The 23294-nt window shown below is 26.6% G+C and carries 20 protein-coding genes; 7 read left to right on the forward strand and 13 right to left on the reverse strand.

All coding sequences use genetic code 11. The annotated features are described in order from the left end of the window. Positions 1–99: 99 nt before the first annotated feature. Entirely contained in the window at positions 100–2460 is a 2361-nt protein-coding gene (locus Q1J76_RS06625) for a chemotaxis protein CheA (protein WP_300368655.1), read from the reverse strand. A 152-nt stretch (positions 2461–2612) separates the two neighbouring features. Here Q1J76_RS06625 and Q1J76_RS06630 point away from each other — a divergent pair, with 152 nt between their 5' ends. Genes Q1J76_RS06630 through Q1J76_RS06640 form a run of 3 tightly spaced genes read left to right on the forward strand, consistent with a single transcriptional unit; the run spans position 2613 to position 5602 of the window. Further along, complete coding sequence (locus Q1J76_RS06630; RefSeq protein ID WP_300368658.1) at positions 2613–3920, forward strand: UDP-glucose dehydrogenase family protein; 1308 nt, start codon at positions 2613–2615, stop codon at positions 3918–3920. Between the two features lie 3 nt (positions 3921–3923). Beyond that, positions 3924–4439 (forward strand): phosphoesterase, encoded by a 516-nt coding sequence (locus Q1J76_RS06635; protein ID WP_300368661.1) that lies wholly within the window; start codon positions 3924–3926, stop codon positions 4437–4439. Continuing rightward, positions 4439–5602 (forward strand): DUF6348 family protein, encoded by a 1164-nt coding sequence (locus tag Q1J76_RS06640; RefSeq protein WP_300368664.1) that lies wholly within the window; start codon positions 4439–4441, stop codon positions 5600–5602. The genes Q1J76_RS06635 and Q1J76_RS06640 overlap by 1 nt, the downstream gene beginning before the upstream one ends. A 2-nt stretch (positions 5603–5604) precedes the next feature. Here the strand turns inward: Q1J76_RS06640 and Q1J76_RS06645 are convergent, their stop codons facing one another. Beyond that, positions 5605–6276, reverse strand: coding sequence for a hypothetical protein (locus Q1J76_RS06645; protein WP_300368667.1), 672 nt, complete (start codon positions 6274–6276; stop codon positions 5605–5607). A gap of 51 nt (positions 6277–6327) precedes the next feature. After that, a complete protein-coding gene (locus Q1J76_RS06650; RefSeq protein ID WP_300368670.1) occupies positions 6328–8328 on the reverse strand; it encodes an FUSC family protein in 2001 nt (666 codons plus the stop codon). A gap of 136 nt (positions 8329–8464) precedes the next feature. On the opposite strand from Q1J76_RS06650, the gene Q1J76_RS06655 reads away from it, so the two are divergent. Further along, positions 8465–8968 (forward strand): hypothetical protein, encoded by a 504-nt coding sequence (locus Q1J76_RS06655; protein ID WP_300368673.1) that lies wholly within the window; start codon positions 8465–8467, stop codon positions 8966–8968. 2 nt (positions 8969–8970) lie between these two features. Beyond that, positions 8971–9384, forward strand: a complete 414-nt coding sequence (locus Q1J76_RS06660) for an META domain-containing protein (protein WP_300368676.1) — start codon at positions 8971–8973, stop codon at positions 9382–9384. A gap of 38 nt (positions 9385–9422) precedes the next feature. Here Q1J76_RS06660 and Q1J76_RS06665 read toward each other — a convergent pair whose 3' ends face one another. The 8 genes from Q1J76_RS06665 to Q1J76_RS06700 form a co-directional block, all read right to left on the reverse strand. Next, positions 9423–9581, reverse strand: coding sequence for a hypothetical protein (locus Q1J76_RS06665; RefSeq protein WP_300368679.1), 159 nt, complete (start codon positions 9579–9581; stop codon positions 9423–9425). A gap of 10 nt (positions 9582–9591) precedes the next feature. Beyond that, positions 9592–10614 carry a galactose/methyl galactoside ABC transporter permease MglC gene (mglC, locus tag Q1J76_RS06670; RefSeq protein WP_300368682.1) on the reverse strand — a complete coding sequence of 341 codons (1023 nt, stop codon included), beginning with the start codon at positions 10612–10614 and terminating at the stop codon, positions 9592–9594. A 30-nt stretch (positions 10615–10644) separates the two neighbouring features. Beyond that, positions 10645–12150, reverse strand: a complete 1506-nt coding sequence (gene mglA / locus Q1J76_RS06675) for a galactose/methyl galactoside ABC transporter ATP-binding protein MglA (RefSeq protein ID WP_300368685.1) — start codon at positions 12148–12150, stop codon at positions 10645–10647. Between the two features lie 91 nt (positions 12151–12241). Further along, a complete protein-coding gene (locus tag Q1J76_RS06680; protein ID WP_300368688.1) occupies positions 12242–13288 on the reverse strand; it encodes a galactose ABC transporter substrate-binding protein in 1047 nt (348 codons plus the stop codon). A gap of 118 nt (positions 13289–13406) precedes the next feature. Beyond that, the gene (locus tag Q1J76_RS06685) at positions 13407–14423 is read right to left on the reverse strand and encodes a galactose ABC transporter substrate-binding protein (RefSeq protein WP_300368691.1); all 1017 of its coding nucleotides are present in this window, start codon (positions 14421–14423) and stop codon (positions 13407–13409) included. A 169-nt stretch (positions 14424–14592) separates the two neighbouring features. Further along, positions 14593–15624: a galactose ABC transporter substrate-binding protein gene (locus tag Q1J76_RS06690; protein ID WP_300368694.1), complete on the reverse strand. Its 1032-nt coding sequence runs from the start codon at positions 15622–15624 to the stop codon at positions 14593–14595. Between the two features lie 85 nt (positions 15625–15709). After that, a complete protein-coding gene (locus Q1J76_RS06695; RefSeq protein ID WP_300368697.1) occupies positions 15710–16714 on the reverse strand; it encodes a galactose ABC transporter substrate-binding protein in 1005 nt (334 codons plus the stop codon). Beyond that, a complete protein-coding gene (locus Q1J76_RS06700) occupies positions 16714–19098 on the reverse strand; it encodes a hypothetical protein (protein WP_300368699.1) in 2385 nt (794 codons plus the stop codon). The genes Q1J76_RS06695 and Q1J76_RS06700 overlap by 1 nt, the downstream gene beginning before the upstream one ends. Positions 19099–19208: 110 nt before the next feature. Between Q1J76_RS06700 and aroB the strand changes: the two genes are divergently transcribed. Beyond that, positions 19209–20264, forward strand: a complete 1056-nt coding sequence (gene aroB, locus Q1J76_RS06705) for a 3-dehydroquinate synthase (protein ID WP_300368702.1) — start codon at positions 19209–19211, stop codon at positions 20262–20264. 89 nt (positions 20265–20353) lie between these two features. Here aroB and Q1J76_RS06710 read toward each other — a convergent pair whose 3' ends face one another. Both Q1J76_RS06710 and Q1J76_RS06715 read right to left on the reverse strand, forming a co-directional pair. Continuing rightward, positions 20354–20785 carry a flavodoxin gene (locus tag Q1J76_RS06710; protein WP_300368704.1) on the reverse strand — a complete coding sequence of 144 codons (432 nt, stop codon included), beginning with the start codon at positions 20783–20785 and terminating at the stop codon, positions 20354–20356. Positions 20786–20803: 18 nt separating this feature from the next. Beyond that, a complete protein-coding gene (locus Q1J76_RS06715) occupies positions 20804–21385 on the reverse strand; it encodes a DUF3793 family protein (RefSeq protein ID WP_300368707.1) in 582 nt (193 codons plus the stop codon). A 246-nt stretch (positions 21386–21631) separates the two neighbouring features. On the opposite strand from Q1J76_RS06715, the gene htpG reads away from it, so the two are divergent. Continuing rightward, the coding region (gene htpG / locus Q1J76_RS06720) for a molecular chaperone HtpG (protein ID WP_300368710.1) at positions 21632–23294 on the forward strand (1663 nt) is incomplete at its 3' end.

Raw genomic sequence — 23294 nt, forward strand, 5'->3', positions numbered from 1 at the left:
AAGTGTCAATTTGGTGTATTAATAAAATAGAGAGTAATATATAACTATTTTTATATTTGTCAATATGATTGCAAAATTTTTATTATAACATTTATATTATTACTGCGGTATTTCAGGTATTTCATTATTTTTGAGTTTTTCAATAAAACTTCTCAAATCATTCTTATTGCCTTTATTGTTATTAACTTTTCCTCTCTCAATGATCCTCTTAGTACCAAGACTTACAATAGTTTGAATATCTAAAATGAAACTAACAGTACCATCTCCCAAAACAGTAGCTCCTGCCAAACCTTCTGATTTTGTAATATTATCTTTAAGAGTTTTAATAACTATATCCTGTTCACCTATTAGGTTATTAACTAAAAGAGCAACTTTTTTTCCTTCAGAAGAAAGTATAACAGCATAGTATGATTTTATATTATCATATCTTGAAGGAAGTCTGAATAATTCTTTGATGCTGAGTACATTTATAACATCATCTCTTACTTTAATAACTTCTATTCCTTCCAATTCTTGAATATCTTTAACATCTATTTTTACAGTTTCTAATATACTGTTAATAGGAACTGCATAGTATTCTTTTTCTGCATCGACAATAAGAGCCTGAATAATGGCAACAGTAAGAGGAATTCTAAGGAAGAAAGTGGAGCCTTTTCCAAATTCTGTTTCTATACCTACAGTACCATTAATTTTTTCCAAACTTTTCTTAACAACATCCATACCAACACCTCTTCCAGATACATTGGTAATTTTTGATGCAGTAGAAAAACCAGGAGCAAATATATATTCAAGCATTTGTTTTTCTGATAATTTAGCATCAGGAGAAACAAGACCTTTTTTAACAGCACTTTCAAATATTTTTTGAGGTATCATTCCTTTACCGTCATCGGATATTTTTATGATTATCAAGTTGCCTTCATGCGAAGCACTTAAAATAACTGTACCAGTTCTAGGTTTTCCAGCTTTTTCTCTATCTTCAGGCGATTCTATACCATGATCCATAGCATTTCTTATAATATGCACTAATGGATCTACTAAAACTTCAATAACGGATTTATCTAATTCAGTTTCTTCTCCGTACATCTCTAATTTTACTTCTTTACCTAAATCTCTAGATAAATCCCTTATAAGACGAGGGAATCTGTTGAATGTTTGCGCTATAGGAAGCATTCTTATTTTCATTACAGTTTCCTGAAGTTCATTTGTTACCCTTGTAAGAAGCTGATAAGAATTTCTAAATCTGTCTAAAGTATTTTTAAAATCTTCTTCCATTTTTACAAATTCATTTAATTTATTATTGAAGCTATCTATATATGTATTTCTAATTTCTTTAGCCTCTTTTTTTTGCATATGATCTTCAAATTTTCTAAGTATTTGAACAATTGTATCTCTATAATATCTTTTTAATTCATTTAATCCAGTACCTATAATTTTCTGATATGAAGAGAGATCATCATCATACTGAACATAAGAACTTTTATTTGTTACAAGCTCTCCAACCTGATTCATCATAGCATCTATTCTATCACTTTCTACTCTTAAAAATGAACTTTGTCTTTCTTTATGATCTTTTGTTGCTTTATTAGTATCAGGTTTTTTACCAGTAGCTACTGCCGCAACAGTTTCTTTTTCTTTTTTATCCTGAAGGAATTTTTCATATTCTTCAAGAATTATTTCTTCTATAGAAATTTCTTTTGTAACATCAGGTAATGTAATAGCATCTATTATAGTTTGATCTTCTTTAATAGCAGCAATTATATAAGTAACATGCTCATAAAACCCATCGCCTTCCAAAGATTCAAGAGGCGGTATACTTCCCATTATTTCGCCTACATCTTTTAAAGCAACGAATACTTGAACCCCGCCTACTGTTTTCATAGGACTTTCAGGGTCAAAACTTACATGTACTAATTTTGTTTTAACATTTTCTTCTACATTATCTCTTATTATTCCAAGCAAATCACTGTCATTTGGAAGAAGTTCGTATTTATTAACTTTTTTTTCAGATTCAGAAGTATTAGTATTTGAAGCAGTTGGAACATCTCCAGCAGACGGAGCAGGACCTTGACCTAATTTCATATTTTTAAAATCTTCTAATTTTTTTATTTCAGCTTCTATATCTCCAGAATACTCACTTTCTTCACTTGCAGTATTAATAAGATCTTTTAATATATCTATACCTTTTAAAAGTACATCAATAGTAGCATCATCTACTTCTATTTTGTTGTTTCTTATTAAATCAAGTAAATCTTCAAATCTATGGGCGTATTTTTGAGTTTCAACAAGTTCTACAGCTCCTGCACTTCCTTTTAAAGTGTGAACAGCTCTAAATATTTCTTGTATAGCATCAACATTATTTCTTTCATTGTCCAAAATAAGAATATTTTGTTCTAATCTGTCAAGCATTTCAAATGCTTCTTCAAAGAAATCTTTAAGCAGACTTTTTATATAATCATCCATTTATACGCCCCACAAATTTAAAATCTTATCATATATTATCGGAAAAATCCAAAAATATCTATAGTAAATAATATTTTGCTTGAAAATATAATAATTTATTATATGATAAAATCTATTAAATGTCTACTTTTTTATTTTAAAGGAGTTTTTAAGTGAAAATATGTATAGTTGGTACAGGTTATGTAGGACTTATTACAGGAGCATGTCTTGCTGAGATGGGTAATTATGTTATATGTGTTGATAATGACGAAGAAAAGTTAAAAAAACTTAAAAATGGTATAACACCTTTATATGAACCTGGATTAGAGGAGCTTATACTAGCAAATGTTTCTGAAGGAAGATTAGAGTTTACAAATGATTTGGATTATGCTGTAAAAAAATCTATTGCATGTTTTATTGCTGTTGGAACTCCTTCTGGAGATGATGGAAGCTGTGATTTAAGCTTTGTACTTTCAGTTGCCAATGATATAGGTAAGGCTATGAATGGATATAAAGTTATAGTAGATAAATCTACTGTGCCTGTTGGAACTCATAAATTGGTAGAAGATGAAATAAAAAAACATTATAATGCTGAATTTGATGTGGTTTCTAATCCTGAATTTTTGAAACAGGGTGCTGCTGTTGATGACTTTTTAAAGCCTGATAGGGTAGTTATAGGTTCTGATTCTGAAAAAGCCATAGATATTATGAGAGATATTTATAGTCCTTTTACTAGAACAGGAAATCCTATAATAATAATGGATGTTCGTTCTGCTGAAATGACTAAATATGCTGCTAATGCATTTTTGGCTACTAAAATATCATTTGCAAATGAAATTTCAAATATATGTGAGAAAGTAGGTGCTGATGCTGATTTGGTTAGAATAGGTATGTCAAGCGATAAAAGAATAGGAAATCAATTTTTATTTCATGGTTTGGGATACGGTGGAAGCTGTTTTCCTAAAGATGTGCAGGCCTTAATAAAAACAGCATCCGATTATGGAATAGATTCTGATTTACTTAAGGCAACTCATCAGGTTAACATAAATCAGAGAAAAGTTTTTGTTAATAAAATTTTGAAGTATTATAATAATGATATTAAAGGTAAGACATTCGGATTATGGGGACTTGCATTCAAGCCTAGAACTAATGATATGAGAGAGGCTCCTGCTATAACTATAATAAATATGCTTTTAGATGCTGGTGCTAATATTAAAGCTTATGATCCTAAAGCTTTTGATAATGCTAAGGCTATATTTGCAAATAAAATATACTATGCCGAAAATTCTTATGATGCTTTAAAAGATGCTGATGCTTTAATTTTAATTACAGAATGGAATGAATTTAGAAGACCTAGTTTTGATAAGATAAAAGAATTATTGAAAGAGCCTGTAATATTTGACGGCAGAAATCAATATGATAAAAAGAGAATGAAAGATAGAGGAATTAAATATATTTCTCTAGGATCAGTTGATAATTAATGTATGATATATTTTACTTCAGATACTCATTTCTTTTATATGACTGCTAACAGAAAAAAGTTATTTGATGATTATGATTCTATGCATAAATATTTGATTAATAAATGGAATGAAAAAGTATCTGAAGAAGATGATATATATATAATAGGAGATTTCTCCAATGAAAATGGATATTTAAAGACTTCTGGGTTATTGAGATGTTTGAATGGAAATAAATATCTTATAAAAGGAAATAATGATAAATTTGCAGAGAATATTAAATTTGACAAAACTTTATTCAAATTTATTAAAGACTATTATGTTTTGGATATAAAAAATTATAATAGTATTATAAAAAAAGCTGTATTATTTCATTATCCTATATTAGAATGGGAAGGATATTACAACAATAGCATATTAATACATGGGCATTGGCATAAAAATAAAAAATATCATAAATCAGCATTTAATATAGCAAGTGATATTCATAATTTTAGTCCATTGTCTATAAATGAAATATTAGAAATGGTGCTTGCTTAATGAATACTTATAAAGACATACTATTAAATAGGCTTCATACTACTATAAATCATAAAAATAAAATAGAAGATGATTGCATTAAATTTCTAAGTTATGATATTACTATTGAGTCTAAAATAGTTCAGATAGAAAAGAAGAACAGTATACTATGTACTGTGTATTTTTATGTGAAAGTACCTCTTTTTGATAAGGTATTTTTTGAGTCATCTTCAAGTATTGCTTCTGATGAATATAAAGCAATAGAACTTTCTTCTGATAATTTTGTATATTGTGCTTTGCAGGGAATATTAGATTTTTTATCTGGTATTCATCATCATGAAATAGAAACTTCAATACTAGGAATAAAGAAAAATTTTACCGTATGCGAAAGTCCTATGCTTGGTCTTGGTAATATAGAAAATAAAGAAGATTTTTATGATGATTATGTGGGATTTGATGAGAAGAATGGATATTCCAGCTTTTTATGGAATGCTATACATAAGGAAGTGCCATTTATACTTGAAAATAATAGAGTAAGTTTTATAAAGACTTATGGTGCTAAAATGCCTAATGGTGATATAATAGTTGAATGTACTATAAATAATGTTAATAATAAAACTTTGGAAAATTGTGTTCAAAATGAAATTATTAAATGGGATAATAATGGAAAATTTTTTTCTATAAAGCAATTTTTCTTTATACTTCAATCTGATTGTACATATATAAAATATCCTTATTCTAAAGAAGAAATTGAATATTTTGTTATTGAATATGTACTTGAATTTGAAAAATCTAATTTTAATTATATAGAATTTATAGAGAATATAAAAAATATAATATCTGATACTAATATAAGAGAAGAAATAATAAATTTTGTTCCAGAGATATGTGCTGAATATGCTTTTAAAGATGTTATTTTTAATGATAGAGTTGAGGTTAATGTAGGAAGTAATAATTATAATATTTTAAAAACACAATTTCCTAGTTATAAATATATTGAAGATGCTTTAATAGACGGATTTTCGAATAAAATATTTAAAAAAGAAAGTTTTAATGAATTGGTTCATATAAGTAATTCATATAATATAATATATGAAACTATGCAAAATGATCATAATATAAAAATGAAAGATATATTTGTATCAGTTACTTTTAATTTTACTGAGGAATATAAGTTTATCTAATTTTAATATCCTAAATTAGAAATATAAATACCTATTTGAACTCCTAAATCTATTGATGAAAATTTAACGCTGTCTGGAGATACTCTTATATCTTTTATCACAGGAAAATCATAATTAAAATAAAAACTCAAACTAAAACCGCTTATTGCAGGAAATGATTTTACACCAATCAAAAATTTTACATATGGTATTACTATATCATCAAATCTCTGCTTTAATCTGCTGTAATTAAGAGATTCTATTATATAATCATATCTATAACTTCCACCCAAAGGAACTTTTACTCCTCCTCCAAATCCAATCATAAATATATTGGAAAACAAGCCTTCTATATATCCGCCTATATTTAGACTATCAAATATATGAGTATATTTTTGTCTGTCTTCATAATTAATAAATCTATAAGCATCTCTGTAATAACCTAAATCCATTCCCAAGCCTAATATAGCATATTCATGCAAAATAAAATTGTATGCAGGCTGAACTAAAAATCCTATTTCAAATGCTGATTGAGATTCATAGCTATTTTTATTTAATATTCCACCATGATTTTCTATATAATATTGAGGCAAACTTCCAGCTAATGGTAAAATATATCCTAAACTAAAAAAACCTAATTGTGAAAAAGCTTTTACAGATGTAAATAATATAAATAAAATAATAATTTTTTTCATTCTTATATCCATTAATTTATTAATTATAAACATAATTATTTTAATGTCAAATTATAATATATTATCTATATTATTTTTTATTGAATTGTTAATTGAATTGATGCTTTCAAAACAATTTTCTAATCTATAGAATATATATGAATCATTTTTTATAACATTTCTCCTTTTTTCTTCATTATTAAAATCATTAATTTCATTTTTAAATAATTTAGCTGTATTTTCTAATATGCTTGATATATGCTCAACAAATATTAATATATTATGCCTATCTTCAGGTCTATTGTATGTTTTTATAAGATGTATTAACTGTTCTGCTTCTACTATAAATTTTCTATTGCTTTCTATTAATGAGTCAGTGATAGGGGTGCCTTTATATCTTGTTTGATTTTTTTCATATATGATTATGTTGTTTTTTATCATATATGCTTTTAATAGTATTTCATAGAGATATTGAGATGTAGTTTCATTATTGATAGCTTTTTTCATTTGATTTATTATCATAGTATCAATTTCTATAAGCTCACTAATTTTATCAACCAATCCTTTATGAGTTTCTGTTCTTATAATAAAATGATCGAATACCCATACAATTAATAATGCTATTATAATAAAGCCGACTCTTGAAGATGCTGAAATCAATTTTGGCATATATGGAAATGAAGATATTAATGCAGATATTGTACCATATATTTTTTTTAAAAAGTCATTTGCAGATGCTAAAGATAATAGAATGCATATTCCTATAGCTGGAATAATCATTTCATTTGGAATGTACTTAAAAAGAACTGAAAAAATAAATACACCTATAAAATTTCCAAATACATTTATTTTTAAATTAAGCTTCTGCTCTTCATAAAAAGGATAAAGCATTATATATGATAGAATAGGAAGCCAATAACCTCTTATTGCTATTTCTTCTGGTAAAAAATACATAATGGTAAATGATAAGCACATTATGATTCCCATTTTTAAAGAAAATCTGAAATGACATTTATTAATATCGAATTCTTTTTTTAATGTTAAAAATTGCAAATTGAATAATTTTTTTATTTCAAAATCATCTTTTTTGTTTTCAAACATATTCAATAATATATTTTTTAATTTGGATAAAGCATATATCCATTCATAATTGCTTTTCTCGTCGCTTAAGTAGTAATTATCATTAAAATAATTTATAGCATTTATTATACTATTATATTCCTTTTCATTTTTTGATATATCATGCTTTAATAATCTTGCTATTCTTTCTAGAACTTTTGAAAGCATTATAAAATATTCTAAATCACTGTCAGTGAATTTATCAAAATTTTTATATTCTTTATTTATTAAAATATTAACCTCTTCCAAGAATAAAACAAGTTCAAAATGATCAATATTTCTATTATTCATGGTGTTATGTCTTTTTAAGGTATCCATATATATAGCTAAAGTATATTCATTTATTATAGAAAATATATAATCTTTTTTACTCAATGAACAAGTTTTATTATATAATAGAAGTAATTTTTTATTTATTGCTTTCATTCCTCTGTATGCCAAATTATTAGATATTTTATGTTTTGTAAGAAATTTATTTGTAGTGAGGAATATGAATATTACAAGTAAAGACATCAATATAGATTCCATTCTTAAATGTATATTTAATATAGGTATATTGTATGCCTGTAGAAGAACATAAGTAAATCCATATATAAAATAGTTTCTAGGAACAAAATCATCTGAAAGTAAATACACTATAGAAAAAGTCACTATAAAATTTAGAATTATAACTAAAAATATGTTTTGTTCTGCTATTGTTGCTAAAAAGCCTAATAATAGTATTCTTAATGCCAGAGTAGGGAAATTTTCTATTGTAAAACTTTGACGCATTAAGGCACATATAAATATAGCAATTATTCCTATAGATGAGTTTTCTCTTCCATATAGATTTGATGTTATAATTAGTATTAATAATCCTACTAATACACTTGGAGTATAATCTACAACTCTTTTAAGAAATGCTATTAATATTTCTTTTTGTTTTTGATAAAAAAGCTTATTTTTAATAAACATTGAAATTAATTTGTATTTTTTATTATATTTATAATAGAGAACTATATTATAAATAAAAAAATAGTCAATAAAAAATTATATAAATTTTTATTATTGTCGATATTAGAAACAAGTATTGTATTTTTGGAGATCAATTATGCCAGCAGTAATTATAGAACATGAAGAGTATCCTTCTGTAGTTGTAATAGAATATAATAGTATATACAGAAATGAATTACAAAATTTTATACATAATATAAAAATTAAAGATAATAAAGAAGAAGTTTATATAGAGCCTTATTTTAATAAGATAATACATAGTAATAATACAAATATAGGGCTTTTAACTATAGATGGAAGAATTAATGGTTATTATTATATAAATAAAGAGGGTGTTTTAAAATATATATATATGAATTACCCTTATAGAAGAAATGGTTTTGCAAAACTTCTACTCACTCATGCTATTAAGGCTAATCCAAATATACAGTTTGAAAAGAATGCTAATCAGGCTTATACAAGACTTATTAGTTCTCCTATATTTGAAGATATACTCAAAGGTAATTCTTCAGGTGCATTGGATAAGGGTACTGGTGGAATGGATACATTTGAAGACTTAAGCGGTGGCGGAAGCAAAGAAGGGGAGCTTACTCTATTTTAATTTTGAAAAAAATTTTATATGTAAATATTATATTGATTATATTCTTATTAATTTCATGTACTCATAATTCTGTTTCTGTGAGAGAAAAACCTATAATTATAGAAAAAATAAAAGTTTATCATCTTATTAGCATGCATCCTGATATGAATATTACAATTAGTATAGATAAAGATAAAATATATGGTAAGTCTGCCATAAATGATTATTGGGCTAATTGTAAAATAGATGGCGATTTAATTTCTATTTATATGATAAAGACAACGAGGAGAACTGATAGTGTTGAAAAGAGAAGGGTAGAGGGAGATTATATATCTATACTTCAAACGGCATATTCTTATAAAATAGAAGACAATAAACTTTTTATATATACAAGATTCATTGATGAACCTCTTATTTATGAAGAATTAAAATATTAAAAGGCTGCACTTAAATATTGAAGTACAGCCTTTTTATTTTACCTATATATTATACTGGTTATATATCTTATAAATTCGCCTATTACGAATATCATAAATACAAAACCTAAAAATATAAGAGCTTTTAAAGTCCTTTTTTTAGTTTCTTTTTTATTAAACTCTCTTCTAAAAGGATCATTATTATTATCGTATTCCATAATAAACCTATCATACTTTTTTCAGATACTTTTGTGTATCAACTGCAACAGCAGCTATTATGATAGCACCCTTAATTATGTATTGTGTATATGGAGAAATACCAACGAATGCCATACCATAGTTAATAACTTGGAATATTAATACTCCAGATACAATACCTAAAATAGAGCCTATACCTCCAGAGAAAGAAACTCCTCCTACAACGCATGACGCGATAGCATCAAGTTCATAACCATTACCCAAGTTGTTAGTAGCAGAACCAACACGAGCAACCTCTAAAGAACCTGCTATACCATATAAAGCACCAGCCATAGTATAAACTATCATAAGTGTTAAAGGTATATTAACACCACTTACAGCAGCAGCTTCTGGGTTTCCTCCAACGGCAAATATATTTTTACCTAATTTAGTTTTATTCCATATAAACCACATAATCACCGTTATAATTACAGCAAATATTATTAGATATGATATAGTAAAACCACCTAATTTTAAGCCGCCTTGAGCAAGATTAGTAAATCTAGGATCAAGTCCTCCGATAGGCTGAGCACCATAAGGAGGTCTGTCAAAATATGTACTAGTTACACCATAAAGTATAAGCTGCATACCTAAAGTAGCAATAAATGGAGTTACATAAAGTTTAGAAATGATGAAACCATTTATAAGTCCGAATACCATAAGTACAAGCATAACTAAAAGTATAGGCAATATAACAGGAATCATAGGCAAGTCTGGATACATTCTAGTAGGATTTGAAGGAGATTGCAAAAGTGATGCACTTACAACAGCAGCAAGTCCTACAGCTCTACCAGCACCTAAGTCATTACCTTGAGTTACAAGAAGTGTACCAATACCAACAGCTATTATCATACGAGTAGATGCCTGAGCAAATATATTGATAAAGTTGCTTAACCTAAAGAAAGAAGGTTCTTTAATGATAATACCTATAAGTATTACAAGTAATGCTGCAAATATAGCATTGTTTAGTATAAATGATTTGATATTTTTAATGTTTATTTTTTTATTTTCCATAATTATATTTCCTTTAATGCTTGATTAAAATTATAAATATTTAGCAGACAATGCCATAATTTCTTCTTGACTAGTATTTTTAGTTTCTACAATGCCAGCTACTCTTCCATTACTCATAACCATAATTCTATCAGTTATACCGAGTAGTTCAGGCATTTCAGAACTAACTACTATTACAGCTTTACCAACTGTAGCTAAATCTATAATAAGTCTGTATATATCATATTTAGCACCAACATCTATACCTCTAGTAGGCTCATCAAGCATAAGAATATCAGGTTTACTTAAAAGCCATCTTCCTAATATAACTTTTTGCTGATTACCTCCAGATAAAGTTTGTATTGCAGTTTTTTCTGAAGGAGTTTTTACCTGCATACTGTCTATAACCCATTTTGTATCTTCATACATTTTTTTATTATCTAAGAAACCAAATTTATTTATATAATTATCTATATTTGCTATAGTTGAATTAAAATTTATAGATAACATTCCAAATATTCCAGTCTGCCTTCTTTCTTCTGTAACCAAAGCAAAACCATTTTTTATAGCTTTTCTTGTAGATGAATTATTAACTTCTTTATCCATTTTCAAAACATTTCCAGATGATAAAGTTCTCATACCGAAAATACTTTCTAATACTTCAGTTCTTTTAGCTCCTACAAGTCCAGCAATACCAAATACTTCTCCTCTTCTTACATTAAAATTAACTTCTTTAAGTGAAGGCTGATAAAATGCTGTGAAATTTTTTATTTCTAAAATATTTTCTCCAGGAACATTCGTTTTTTCAGGGAAACGATTAGTTAAATCTCTTCCTACCATTTGTTTAATAATAATATCAGTTGTCAATTCTTTGGCAGGGGTAGTATCAACATATTTTCCATCTCTCATTATGGTAACTTCATCAGAAATTTGAAGTATCTCTTCCATTTTATGTGAGATATAAATCATACCTACACCTCTGCTTTGAAGTTTTCTAATTATTTTAAATAATTTAGCAACTTCCTTTTCTGTAAGAGAACTTGTAGGTTCATCTAATACTAATATTTTTGAATTATATGAAACAGCTTTTGCTATTTCTACCATTTGCATTTCTGATACAGATAGTGTAGATACTTTTGTTCTAGGATCTAGTGGTATTTCTAAATCATCAAAAATTGCTTTAGTATCATCATACATTTTCTTTTCATCAACGACAACACCATATTTAGTAGGATATTTTCCTAGCCATATATTATCTTGTATATTTCTTTGGCGAACCTGATTAAGTTCTTGGTGAACCATTGCAACACCATTATTTAAAGCTTGTTTAGGTGAAATAAAGTTAACTTCTTTACCATCTAAAAATATATGACCTTCATCCTTACGGTATATACCAAATAAACATTTCATTAAAGTCGATTTTCCAGCACCATTTTCTCCCATAAGGGCTACTACTTCACCTTCTTTTACAGTGAGCTGCACATTATCTAGTGCTTTAACGCCAGGAAAAGACTTTGAAATACCTTTCATTTCAAGAACTATCTTTTTATTATCCATATATTCAAAACCTTTTTAAAACTAACAGAAAATTATTAAAATATAGGGATATTAAATTATTAATATCCCTATATTATAAAAATTCAATTATTTATTTATAAGCTTCTTCAGCAACATTTACATTATTTTTAGTTATAGGTACATAAGGAACGCGTACAGCTTTAACATCATCTAAAGTCCAAGTAGTACCATCTAGTGGCTCTTTACCAGCAGCAATATTTAAAGTAATGTCTACTAAAGCTTGAGATTGACCAATTGGGTCATTAAGAACAGAACCAACTACAGTTCCTTTTTTGATTTCATTTATCATATCAGGAATAGCATCAACACCTACTATAGGTATGTATTTAGTAGTATCACCTTCTTTATTATATCCTAAAGCTTGTATAGATTGTAAAGCACCTAAAGCCATAGCATCATTATTACAGAAAATATATTCAAGTTTATCTCCATATTTCTGTATCCAAGCATCAACTATATCTTTAGCTTTTGCAGTATCCCACATAGCTGTTTGTTCTTCTAATCTTTCTACTTTGATACCATTATTAGTGATGTATAAAGTAACATGACTAGTTCTAGCTTCAGCATCTGGGTGACCTGGTTCGCCTTTTAATAAAGCATATTGTATAATACCATCGCCGTTTTTATCCCAAGATGGGTTAGCTTGCCAAGTGTCTACAACAACTTGACCTTGCATATCTCCAGACTCTTCAGGTGTAGTACCTACATACCAAGTTTTATCATAGCTAGCCATAGCTTCAGCACTTGGTTGTTTGTTGAAGAATACAACTGGTACATTTTTAGCTTTAGCTTTATCTATAATAGTTTGAGCTGCTTGAGGGTCTACTAAGTTGATAGCTAATGCTTTTGCATCTTTTTGAAGCATAACATCAACTTGGTCATTTTGCTGAGCCTGATTGTTTTGTGAATCATTGATTATTAAATTAGCTTTTCCTTTAATTTTGCTTTCAATGTTTCTTCTGTAGAATGACATAAAATTATCATCATAACGGTAAATTGTTACTCCAATAGTAGGACCATCAGTAGATGCAGATGAAGAAGCTCCGCCACCACAAGATATGGCAAAGATTGAAGACATTACTAACAATGCCCCAACAACGATGAGTGATTTTTTCATATTAGAAAACTCCTTAAATTAATAATATTCTCTTATCTACTAGTATATAAATTTATTTTCTTAAATCAAGTAAAATCACTTTTTATTATTATAAACTATAGATATGTATGTATGTAAATTATTGCTCTATATTTTCTAGATTATCTATAGTAATAGCTTTATATGGAATTTTTACGGCTTTTCTATTATCTAATCTCCAAGGTGTTCCAGATATAGGATTATAGTGTCCATTAAAAAGATTAATTGCTAAATCAGAAATTGCTCTTGCCTGTAAAATTTCATCATTAAGAACAGTTCCTACTATTGCTCCATTTTTTATTTCTTTTATACTTTCATGTGTGCCGTCTATTCCAACTATAGGTATATATTTATTGGAATCACCCTTATTATAACCTAAATTCTGTATAGCAGATAAAGCTCCCAAAGCCATAGAATCATTATTGCAGATAATATATTCTATTTGAGATTCATAATTTTTCATCCAAGAAGACATTATTTCCGATGCTTTCTTTCTATTCCACATAGCAGTTTGTATATTTAATACATCAGTTTCTACTCCGTTATTATTTAAAAATGTTATTACATTTTCACTTCTTATCTCAGCATCTATATGTCCTGGTTCGCCTTTTATTATAACGCATTGAATTTTTCCGTCATTATTTTTATCCAAAGAAGCATTATTAGTCCAATTATTTAATATTATTTCTCCTTGTAAATCTGATACTTCTTTACTTGTTGTACCTACATACCATACTTTATTATAAGAAGACATAACATTGAAATCAGGGGCTTTATTAAATAATATTAATGGTATATTATATGCTTTAGCTTTACTAATAACATTTTCTGCAGCTTCAGGATCTACTAAATTTATTACTAGTACTTTTACACCTTTTGATATATAATCATCTATTTGTTCATTTTGAATAGTTTGATTATTTTTAGAATCTTTTATAATATATTTAGCCTTTCCTGAAATGAATTTTGATATATTATTTTTTATAGAATTGGCAAATAAATCATCTGTTCTGTATACGGTAATACCTATGAAATTATTTTTATAATTTGAACTATTTGAACAAGATATCAATAATAATATTAAAATAACAATTAGAAAATCTTTTTTATTCTTCATAGATATCCTCCTAAAATATTTTCATCTTTATATCTTATAATATAATTATTATTTGTAAACTTTATTTTTAAAATAAAAACTATATATAGTTCCTAGTATAAAAAATAAATTTAAAATATCATAATACATATATACTATTAACGCATATATGTACTATGATAATAATTTTTTATTTATAAGCTTCTGTAGATTCGTCTATGTTTTCTAATGTTATTGATCTGTAAGGTACTCTTACTGCTTTTGAATCATCTAATTGATAAGTTGTTCCTTCAGTTACATTTTTTCCATTTGCAACATTAATAAGCATATCAACAACAGCTTTTGCCTGATCTTTAGGGCTTTGTAAAACAGTTCCAACTACAGTACCTTTTTTTATTTCTTCAATGATTTCTGGAATAGCATCAACTCCCACTATAGGTATAAATTGATTGCTGTCGCCTATATTATACCCTCGTTTTTGAATAGATTTTAAAGCTCCCAAAGCCATAGCATCATTATTAGAAAATATAAACTCTATATTATCGCCATATTTTTCTATCCAAGAATCTGTAACTGTTTGAGCTTGAAGTATATCCCAATTTGCTGTTTGCTCATCTAATGGTTCAATATCAATCCCATTATCGAACAATACTATTTTTATTCTTTCTGTTCTAGCTTCGGCATCAGGGTGACCTGATTCTCCTTTTAATAGAACATATTGTATTTTTCCATCGCCATTTTTATCCCAAGCAGGGTTTGATGTCCAAGCTTTAACTACTATATCGCCTTGTATATTTCCTGATTCTTCACTTAAAGTTCCTACATACCATGCTTTATCGTATAGCATCATATCTTCTTTACTAGGCTCTTTGTTAAAGAATATTACTGGTATTCCTGAAGGTTTTATTTTATTTATCATAAAGCTTGCTGATGCAGGGTCAACTAAATTAATAGCTAAAGCATTAACTTGTCTTTGTATGGCAGCATCTACCTGATCATTTTGCTTTACCTGATCATTTTCAGAATCATTCATTATAAATTTTGCCTTTCCATTTAGCATAGTTTCGATATTTCTTCTCATAAATGAAATAAAGTTATCATCATATCTATAAATAGTGATTCCAACTTCTATTTTATCATTTGATTTTGAAGTGTTGCCACAACTTACCATTAATAATATAAATAATAAAAATACTAGAAAAATAATTCCTGATCTATTCATAAAAAACTCCAATTTTTTATATAGCTATATTTTAGTTTATTAAAAAAAGATATATAAGTCAAATGAAATTATTAAAAAATATATTTTATTTATATATTTTTACGGCTGTTTCTAAATTAGATCTTGTTACTGGTATATATGGTATTGTAATATATTTATTATTGTAGAAACTGAGATGCGTGCCATCTAAAGGAGATTTTCCATTTATTAAATTTTTGGATACAGATGATAATATTTCAGCTTGAGTAGAAGGATTTTGCAATACAGTTGCAAATATACCGTAATTTTCTATCTCTTTTAAACATTCTGGAATTCCGTCTATTCCTATTATTGGAATATAATTTAACATTCTACTGCTGTTATTATAATTAAATTTTCTCAATGCATCTAATGCTCCCAATGCCAAATAATCATTATTGCATATTACATATTCTATCTTTGATCCGTGTTTATACATTAATGTTTCCATAGCATTTGAAGCTGAGTTTCTTCCTGTAGCAGAAATTTCTGATAATATATGCAGCTTTATATTATTAGAAGCTATATACTTCTTCATATATTCAGTTCTATTTATAGTGTCATCATCATTTAAATCGCCTTTTATTATAACAGCTTGTATTTTTCCGTCTTGATTTTTATCCCAATTAAGTCTTTTCTTCCAGCTTTCTGTTATTACTCTTCCCTGAGCATTTCCAGCCTCTTCGCTTTTACCACCTACATACCAAACTTTATCATAACTGTTCATAGCTTCTAAATTAGGTTCTCTATTGAAAAATATAATAGGCTTATTTTGTATACTTATTTTATCTATAATATTTTGTGCTTGTGATTTGTCTACCAAATTTATAGCTAATATATTAACATTTTTCTTTAAAAACATTTCTATTTGAGCATTTTGAGTCGCCTGACTATTATATGAATCAGCCGTTAATAATGAATAACTTCTATTGATATTTTTTTCTATATATTGTTTTAGATATTTTATATACTCGTCATCATATCTATAAAATGCCATGCCTATACTTGATGATTTTCTTTGAGAGTATAAAAGTACAGAAAATAATAATAATAATATAAATATTTTTTTCATTAATAGTCTCCTAATAAATTAATTATATTTAATGAGATTTTATTATCAAGTGATTTATTATTAAATTTTATATTCTTTTTTATAATTTTTATTATAAAATATAATACTAATATAAATATAACTATTATATGAGATATTACACTTATATAATTTGATATAGTAAAATATTTTGGAACTTCCCATTTTACTTCTTTAAAACTTAAAAATTTATTTAATTTGTGAGTATCATTAGTATCAAATCCGCTGAATTGAGGTAAATCTTTATTAAAGAAAATTAAACTTCTAGGATCTGTAAAATTATATTTGCCATTAACTATCTTGTACGGCGAACCCTCTTCTTTAGGTTTAAAAGTTTCTAATTTATATCCATATATTGATTCATAAGGAAGTTTTGAAGTATTTAATTCATAACTTCCATTAGTAAAATCAATCATATTAGCTATTTCTAATTTATTATTTATATATGAAACTTTATATTTATCATGATTATTTTTTATTGATTTAAAAACATCATTATCAAAATCGATATTTGTTTTTATATATCTTTCATTGAGTGTTTGTATATTTATAAATCTATGATAATAAAATATTACACTTATAATTGTAACAAACAGTATAATTATATTTTTTTTATTAGTAATGAATTTATTAAAGATTAGTGAATAAATCATTATGATAGGTATTATTAATGTGCTTGCTATTCTAAGATGAATATTTACAGATCTTAATTTTGGAAATAAAGATCGTATAATTCCATTTGCAAAAAATATATCGCAGTATAGATAAATAAATATAATCATAAATATAATATTGAATTTATATTTATTAATAAAATCTTTTTTTTCTGTTTTAGATGAATTTAATATATAATAAAATATCATAAAAAATAATAAAATAATTAACATTATAGGCAATCCAATATCATATTCCCATATAAGATTAAATGTATCTTTTGAGAAACTTAAACATACTTGTAAAGGATAAAATAAAGTACTTGAAATATTTCTTAAAATTAAGTTAGGGTTATTTGAATGAAGTCCTTCATATCCTCTGTCTATTAAACCTCCAAAATATACAGATTGTATAAATTTTGAAATTGACAAAATAATTCCTAAAAGAAATGAAAATACAATAGATGTACATTGTATAATAAATTTTTTATTAGGCTTAAATAATAAAGCAGCAATACCCAATAATGTAAAGCAAGTATAGAAAAATATTGTCTGCATAGAACCGCCGAATATCATTATAGAAAATAATAAAGCATTTATCAGTACTCTTATGAAATAATTAAATCTGTCGCTGAATGAAATATATACTATTAAAGCTGTAAGAGGATGATATAAAAAAGCCCAGTGTCCTATCATTATATGCTGTATATAATATCCTGTAAAAGAAAATAGTATTGCTGACATTAATGATATTTCAAAATTTAATTTTAGAATTTCTTTGTTGAAATAATAATATGATATAAAACCAATAATAGAAAACAAGAATAGACAAAGTAAATAAGCTTTCCAAAAAGGCATTAAATATCTTAAAAAATAGAATACAGAAAATTGATCATACTGCGGATTAGGATATGATATTAATCCAGCACCGAATAATGGAGAAGCAAATTCTATATTAAAAATACCATTATTTTCAGCATAAGTTAGTAAGGAATATGATCTTGTTAATATCATACTTATATCTTCCCCTACTAATGGATAATTAAAATTTACTATAAATATATTTGTAAATGCTGAAAATAAAGAAGCTGCTATTAATAATAGTTTTTCATGTTTTATTTTTATTTTAAAAAAACTAAAATTAAAGTCATTAACTATCATCAATACATAAAATGATATAATAAAAAATATTTCTATATAGTTTAATTGCACTTTATAAAAAAGAGTATTAATTATTATCAATAATAAAAAAGATAAATATAATAATATAATTCTTTTTTTTATGTTTTTTATATAGAAAATTATAGTTAATAAAACTGATAAATAGCATATCATCATTGATATTATATATACTTCATCTTTTAGGCTTAATATATATTCTGCTTCATATTCTTTTTTTGTATCTAATTTTTCTGATGAAATAATTTTTATTTTTGGATTTCCTTTTTTGCTTGGTATTATTTCTTTTATATAGTTCGGAAGTGTTTTTTCGTTTAGAAATATGTAGAATAAATCACTATGTCTGAATATTTTATCTGTTGTACTTATATGTGATGAATATTCATATATTTTATCGTTTTCTTCATTAATTTTTTCTTCTATGAAATTATATTTTAAAATAGTTTTTCTAGGAATATTTCCTAAGATACTTAGAGATAATATAAAACTAACTGATAGTATAAATATCACAATAAATACAATTAATTTTTTCATTTTACACCTAATTATCGTTTGCTTTTTGTTTTTAATATTATATATTAAATTATAATAAATTACTATATTAAACTAATATGATATAAAGATTAATAATGGATTTTAATACTATGAATAAAGTAGAAGTAAAGATAAATAATGAATCGAATATTAATTATGATATTTTAGTTCAGAAAGGATTATTAAAAGAAACTGGCAATCTTGTGAAGAATATATTGAGAGGAAAGAGAGCTTTAATAGTTACAGATGATATAGTAAATAAACTTTATACAGATATAGTGAAAGAAAGTTTAGAAAAAGAGAATATTATCACTTCAGTATGCGTTCTTCCGAACGGAGAGTCAAATAAAAATATAGAAAGTGTTAATAATATATTTTCTTCGTTGGCAGAAAATGAATTAAGTCGCAAAGATATAATAGTGGCATTGGGAGGCGGAGTAATAGGGGATATGGCAGGTTATGCCGCTGCTGTTTGGATGAGAGGCATTGATTTTGTGCAGATTCCTACTACATTGCTTGCTTGTGCTGATTCTTCTGTAGGCGGAAAAACTGGAATTAATATAAAAGAAGGTAAAAATTTAGTAGGAGCTTTTCATAGTCCTAAACTGGTTATAATAGATAGCGATACTTTATTAAGCTTACCAAAGAGGGAGTTTAATGAAGGAATGGCTGAAGTTATAAAGCATGCATTTTTATTTGATGAAAAACTTTTAAAACTTATAGAGAATCACTGTTTCAATAATGCTGAATTGGATATGGACTATGTATTAAAGAGAAACTGCGAATTAAAATCTCATATTGTAGAAATAGATTATAAAGAACAAAAAGAAAGAATGTTTTTAAACTTTGGTCATACGATAGGACATAGTGTGGAGAATGCTGCTGGTTATGGAGTACTGCTTCATGGGGAGGCTGTTGCAATAGGTATGATTTTTGCTATAGAGTATGGTATTAGAAAAGGTATCACTAAAGATAAAAATATATTAGAAAGAGCTAAAAATATATTAAGTAAATTCTCTCTTCCAATATCGATACCTGATAACATAAATTTAAAAGACTCAATTAAACTCGATAAAAAAAGAAGCGATGATAAAATCAATTTCGTATTTTTAGAATCTATTGGAAAACCTTATATTGACAAAGTGAGTATGGAGGATATTTTATAAATTTACTTTTAGTACTTACATTTTATATATGAGGCATTAACTTTTTATAAGCTAATGCCTCTTTTGTTTTTTAGGATGTGTTTTTTAACTTATGCTTTTGTTAAGGTTTCGCCCAAAGATATACATTCATTAACGGCACTATCATCAGGAGTAAGATTAGCTATCAGTCCGTCTTTCACTAAAGAAGCTCCAGAACTGCTTACATCTTCCTGCCATATTCTCATCCATTCGCCATCACCCCAATCATAAGAACCGAATAAAGCAATTTTCTTGTTTGCAAGTTTATCTTTAATGGAGTCGTAAAAAGGCTGAAATTCAGATTCTTCAAGAACTTCTGCCCCCATAGCAGGACATCCCAATGCCAATTTTGAATAATTATCTATATCTGATACATTGAATGAAGATACACTGAAAAGCTCTGCACTTCCTCCAGCATTTTCAATGCCCTTTTGTACATTCTGTGCCATAATCTCAGTATTGCCTGTACCACTCCAATATATTACTGCTATTTTATCACTCATTTTTATTTCCTCCTAAAATTAATTATGAATATATCTTTTGTAATCGTCCATTATTTCCAATATGCCCTTACCATTTAAAAAAGTATTTACATAAAAAATTCTGCATTCATTATATCTATTGAATATTTCTATAGCTTCATTCTTATTATGATATACTTTCCAATATCCAGCATGCAGGCTATTTTTACCGTAATTATTTATAAAGCCGTATATGTCCACAAGAGGATATCCCAAAAATATACCGATTTCATGAGGAAAATTCTTACTATTTTGCATTCTATCTTTTAAGAATTTAATGCATTTATATATGTTTTTTTCTTTATATCCATAATTTCCCAAAAAATCAAATACATCATCATTCAAAATATATTTTCCAAGTTTCTCCCTATCATAAACATACACTATAACCCTATTATCATAGTCTTTTATTATAGATACATTAATGTTACGGTTGTTTAATATTCTATTGTATACTGTTATTTTCTTGTAAACCTCCTCCTTATCACTATATTGATATGTAAATATATTAGCTATCTTTATACCTGACAGAGCAGGGGCACAGTGATTAATAATTAACTCATCAAAACTATATTCTTTCATTGTTAGAATATTCTAACATATATTTTAGAATTGTCAATACTTTTGTTAGTATATTCTAACTTTTTTATAAAAAAAATTATATACATAAATTAAAAGATTTGATTTTTTTTATTATTTGTTATAATATATATATCAATAATTTTTTAGACTTTTACAATTTAGACTTTATATATTCACTTTAAAACTTTTTATATTAATCTTTTACCTATAAAGAATTTTAATTTATTTTTAATAAAGGAGTTTATTATGGCAGAAAAGCAAATACTGAATTTTGAAGCCGAAACCAAGCAAATATTAAATTTAATGGTGCATTCTATATACACTCATAAAGAAATATTTTTAAGAGAACTCATATCAAATGCAAGCGATGCTTTAGATAAAGCTAGATTTGAGTCTATAACAAATACAGATAAATACACAGATATAGATAATTTAAGAATAAAAATAGAAGTTGATGAACAGAATAAAGTATTAACTATAAAAGATAACGGAATCGGTATGACTAGAGAAGATGTTATCAATAATATAGGTTCTATTGCTAGAAGCGGTACAAAAGCATTTTTAGAGAGAATACAGAAGGATAAAAATGCATCAAAAGAAAGCGGTATAGATTTGATAGGACAGTTTGGAGTAGGATTTTACTCTGCATTTATGGTAGCTGATAATATTATAATAGAAACAAAGCATGTTGATAGTGAAAAGGGTGTCCGTTGGGAAAGTAATGGAGACGGTTCTTATTCTATAGAAGATATTGATAGACAGGATAGAGGAACTACCATAATTTTAAAATTAAAAGGAAAAGATGATAAATTAGAAGAAGACGGTTTCGTTGATGATGATTATTGCAATAGATATACTTTAGAGAGTTTAATACATAAATATTCTAATTATGTTCATTATCCTATTATTATGGATATGCCTATACCTAAAAAAGAAGAGAATGAAGTTCAGCAGTATGAAGAGAAAACTATCAACTCTATGATAAGTATATGGCAAAAATCAAAAAGCGATGTTAAGTCTGAAGAGTATAATGAATTTTATAAAGAGCATTTTCATGATTATGCTGATCCTTTTGAGGTTATACATACAAAGGCTGAAGGTACTATAGAATATACAGCACTTTTATTCATTCCTTCAAAAGCTCCTTTCAATTTCTTGCATCCTGATTTTGAAAGAGGACTTGAACTTTATTCAAGAAATGTATTTATAATGAGTAAGTGTAAGGATTTGCTTCCTGAATATTTGAAATTTGTGAGAGGATTAGTTGATTCTCCTGATTTCTCTTTAAACATTTCAAGAGAAATTTTACAGCACAGCACACAATTAAAAAGAATAGCTTCCAATGTTGAAAAGAAAGTTTTAGATACTTTAGAAAATATACTTAAAAATGACAGAAAGAGATATGAGAAATTCTTCAAAGAGTTTGGAGAATCTATAAAAATGGGTATATATTCAGATTTCAGCAAAAAAGATAAATTAGCTAATTTGTTATTATTCCAATCTTCAAATACTGCTGATGATGAATATACTACTTTATCAGAATATAAATCAAGAATGAAAGAGGGGCAGGAGTTCATATATTATGCTGCTGCTAAAGATAAATCCGCTATAGAAAAACTTCCTCATATGGAAGGTATGAAGGATAAAGGTTATGAGGTTCTTTATTTTACTGACAGAGTAGATGAGTTTATGGTTAGTATGATGAGAGAGTTTGATGGTACTAAACTTCATTCTATACTTCAGGCTGATAATAAAGATTCTGAAAATAAAGATGAGAGTAAGGATTCAGCAAATAAAGATATTCTTAATGCTATAAAAGAAGTATTGGGAGAAAATAAAGTTGCTGAGGTTAGAGAAACTACAAGACTTAAAGAAAGTGTAGTTTGTTTGTCTAATAAAGAAGATTCTA

This window comes from Brachyspira sp. (genome assembly GCF_029258575.1).
GTDB lineage: Bacteria > Spirochaetota > Brachyspiria > Brachyspirales > Brachyspiraceae > Brachyspira.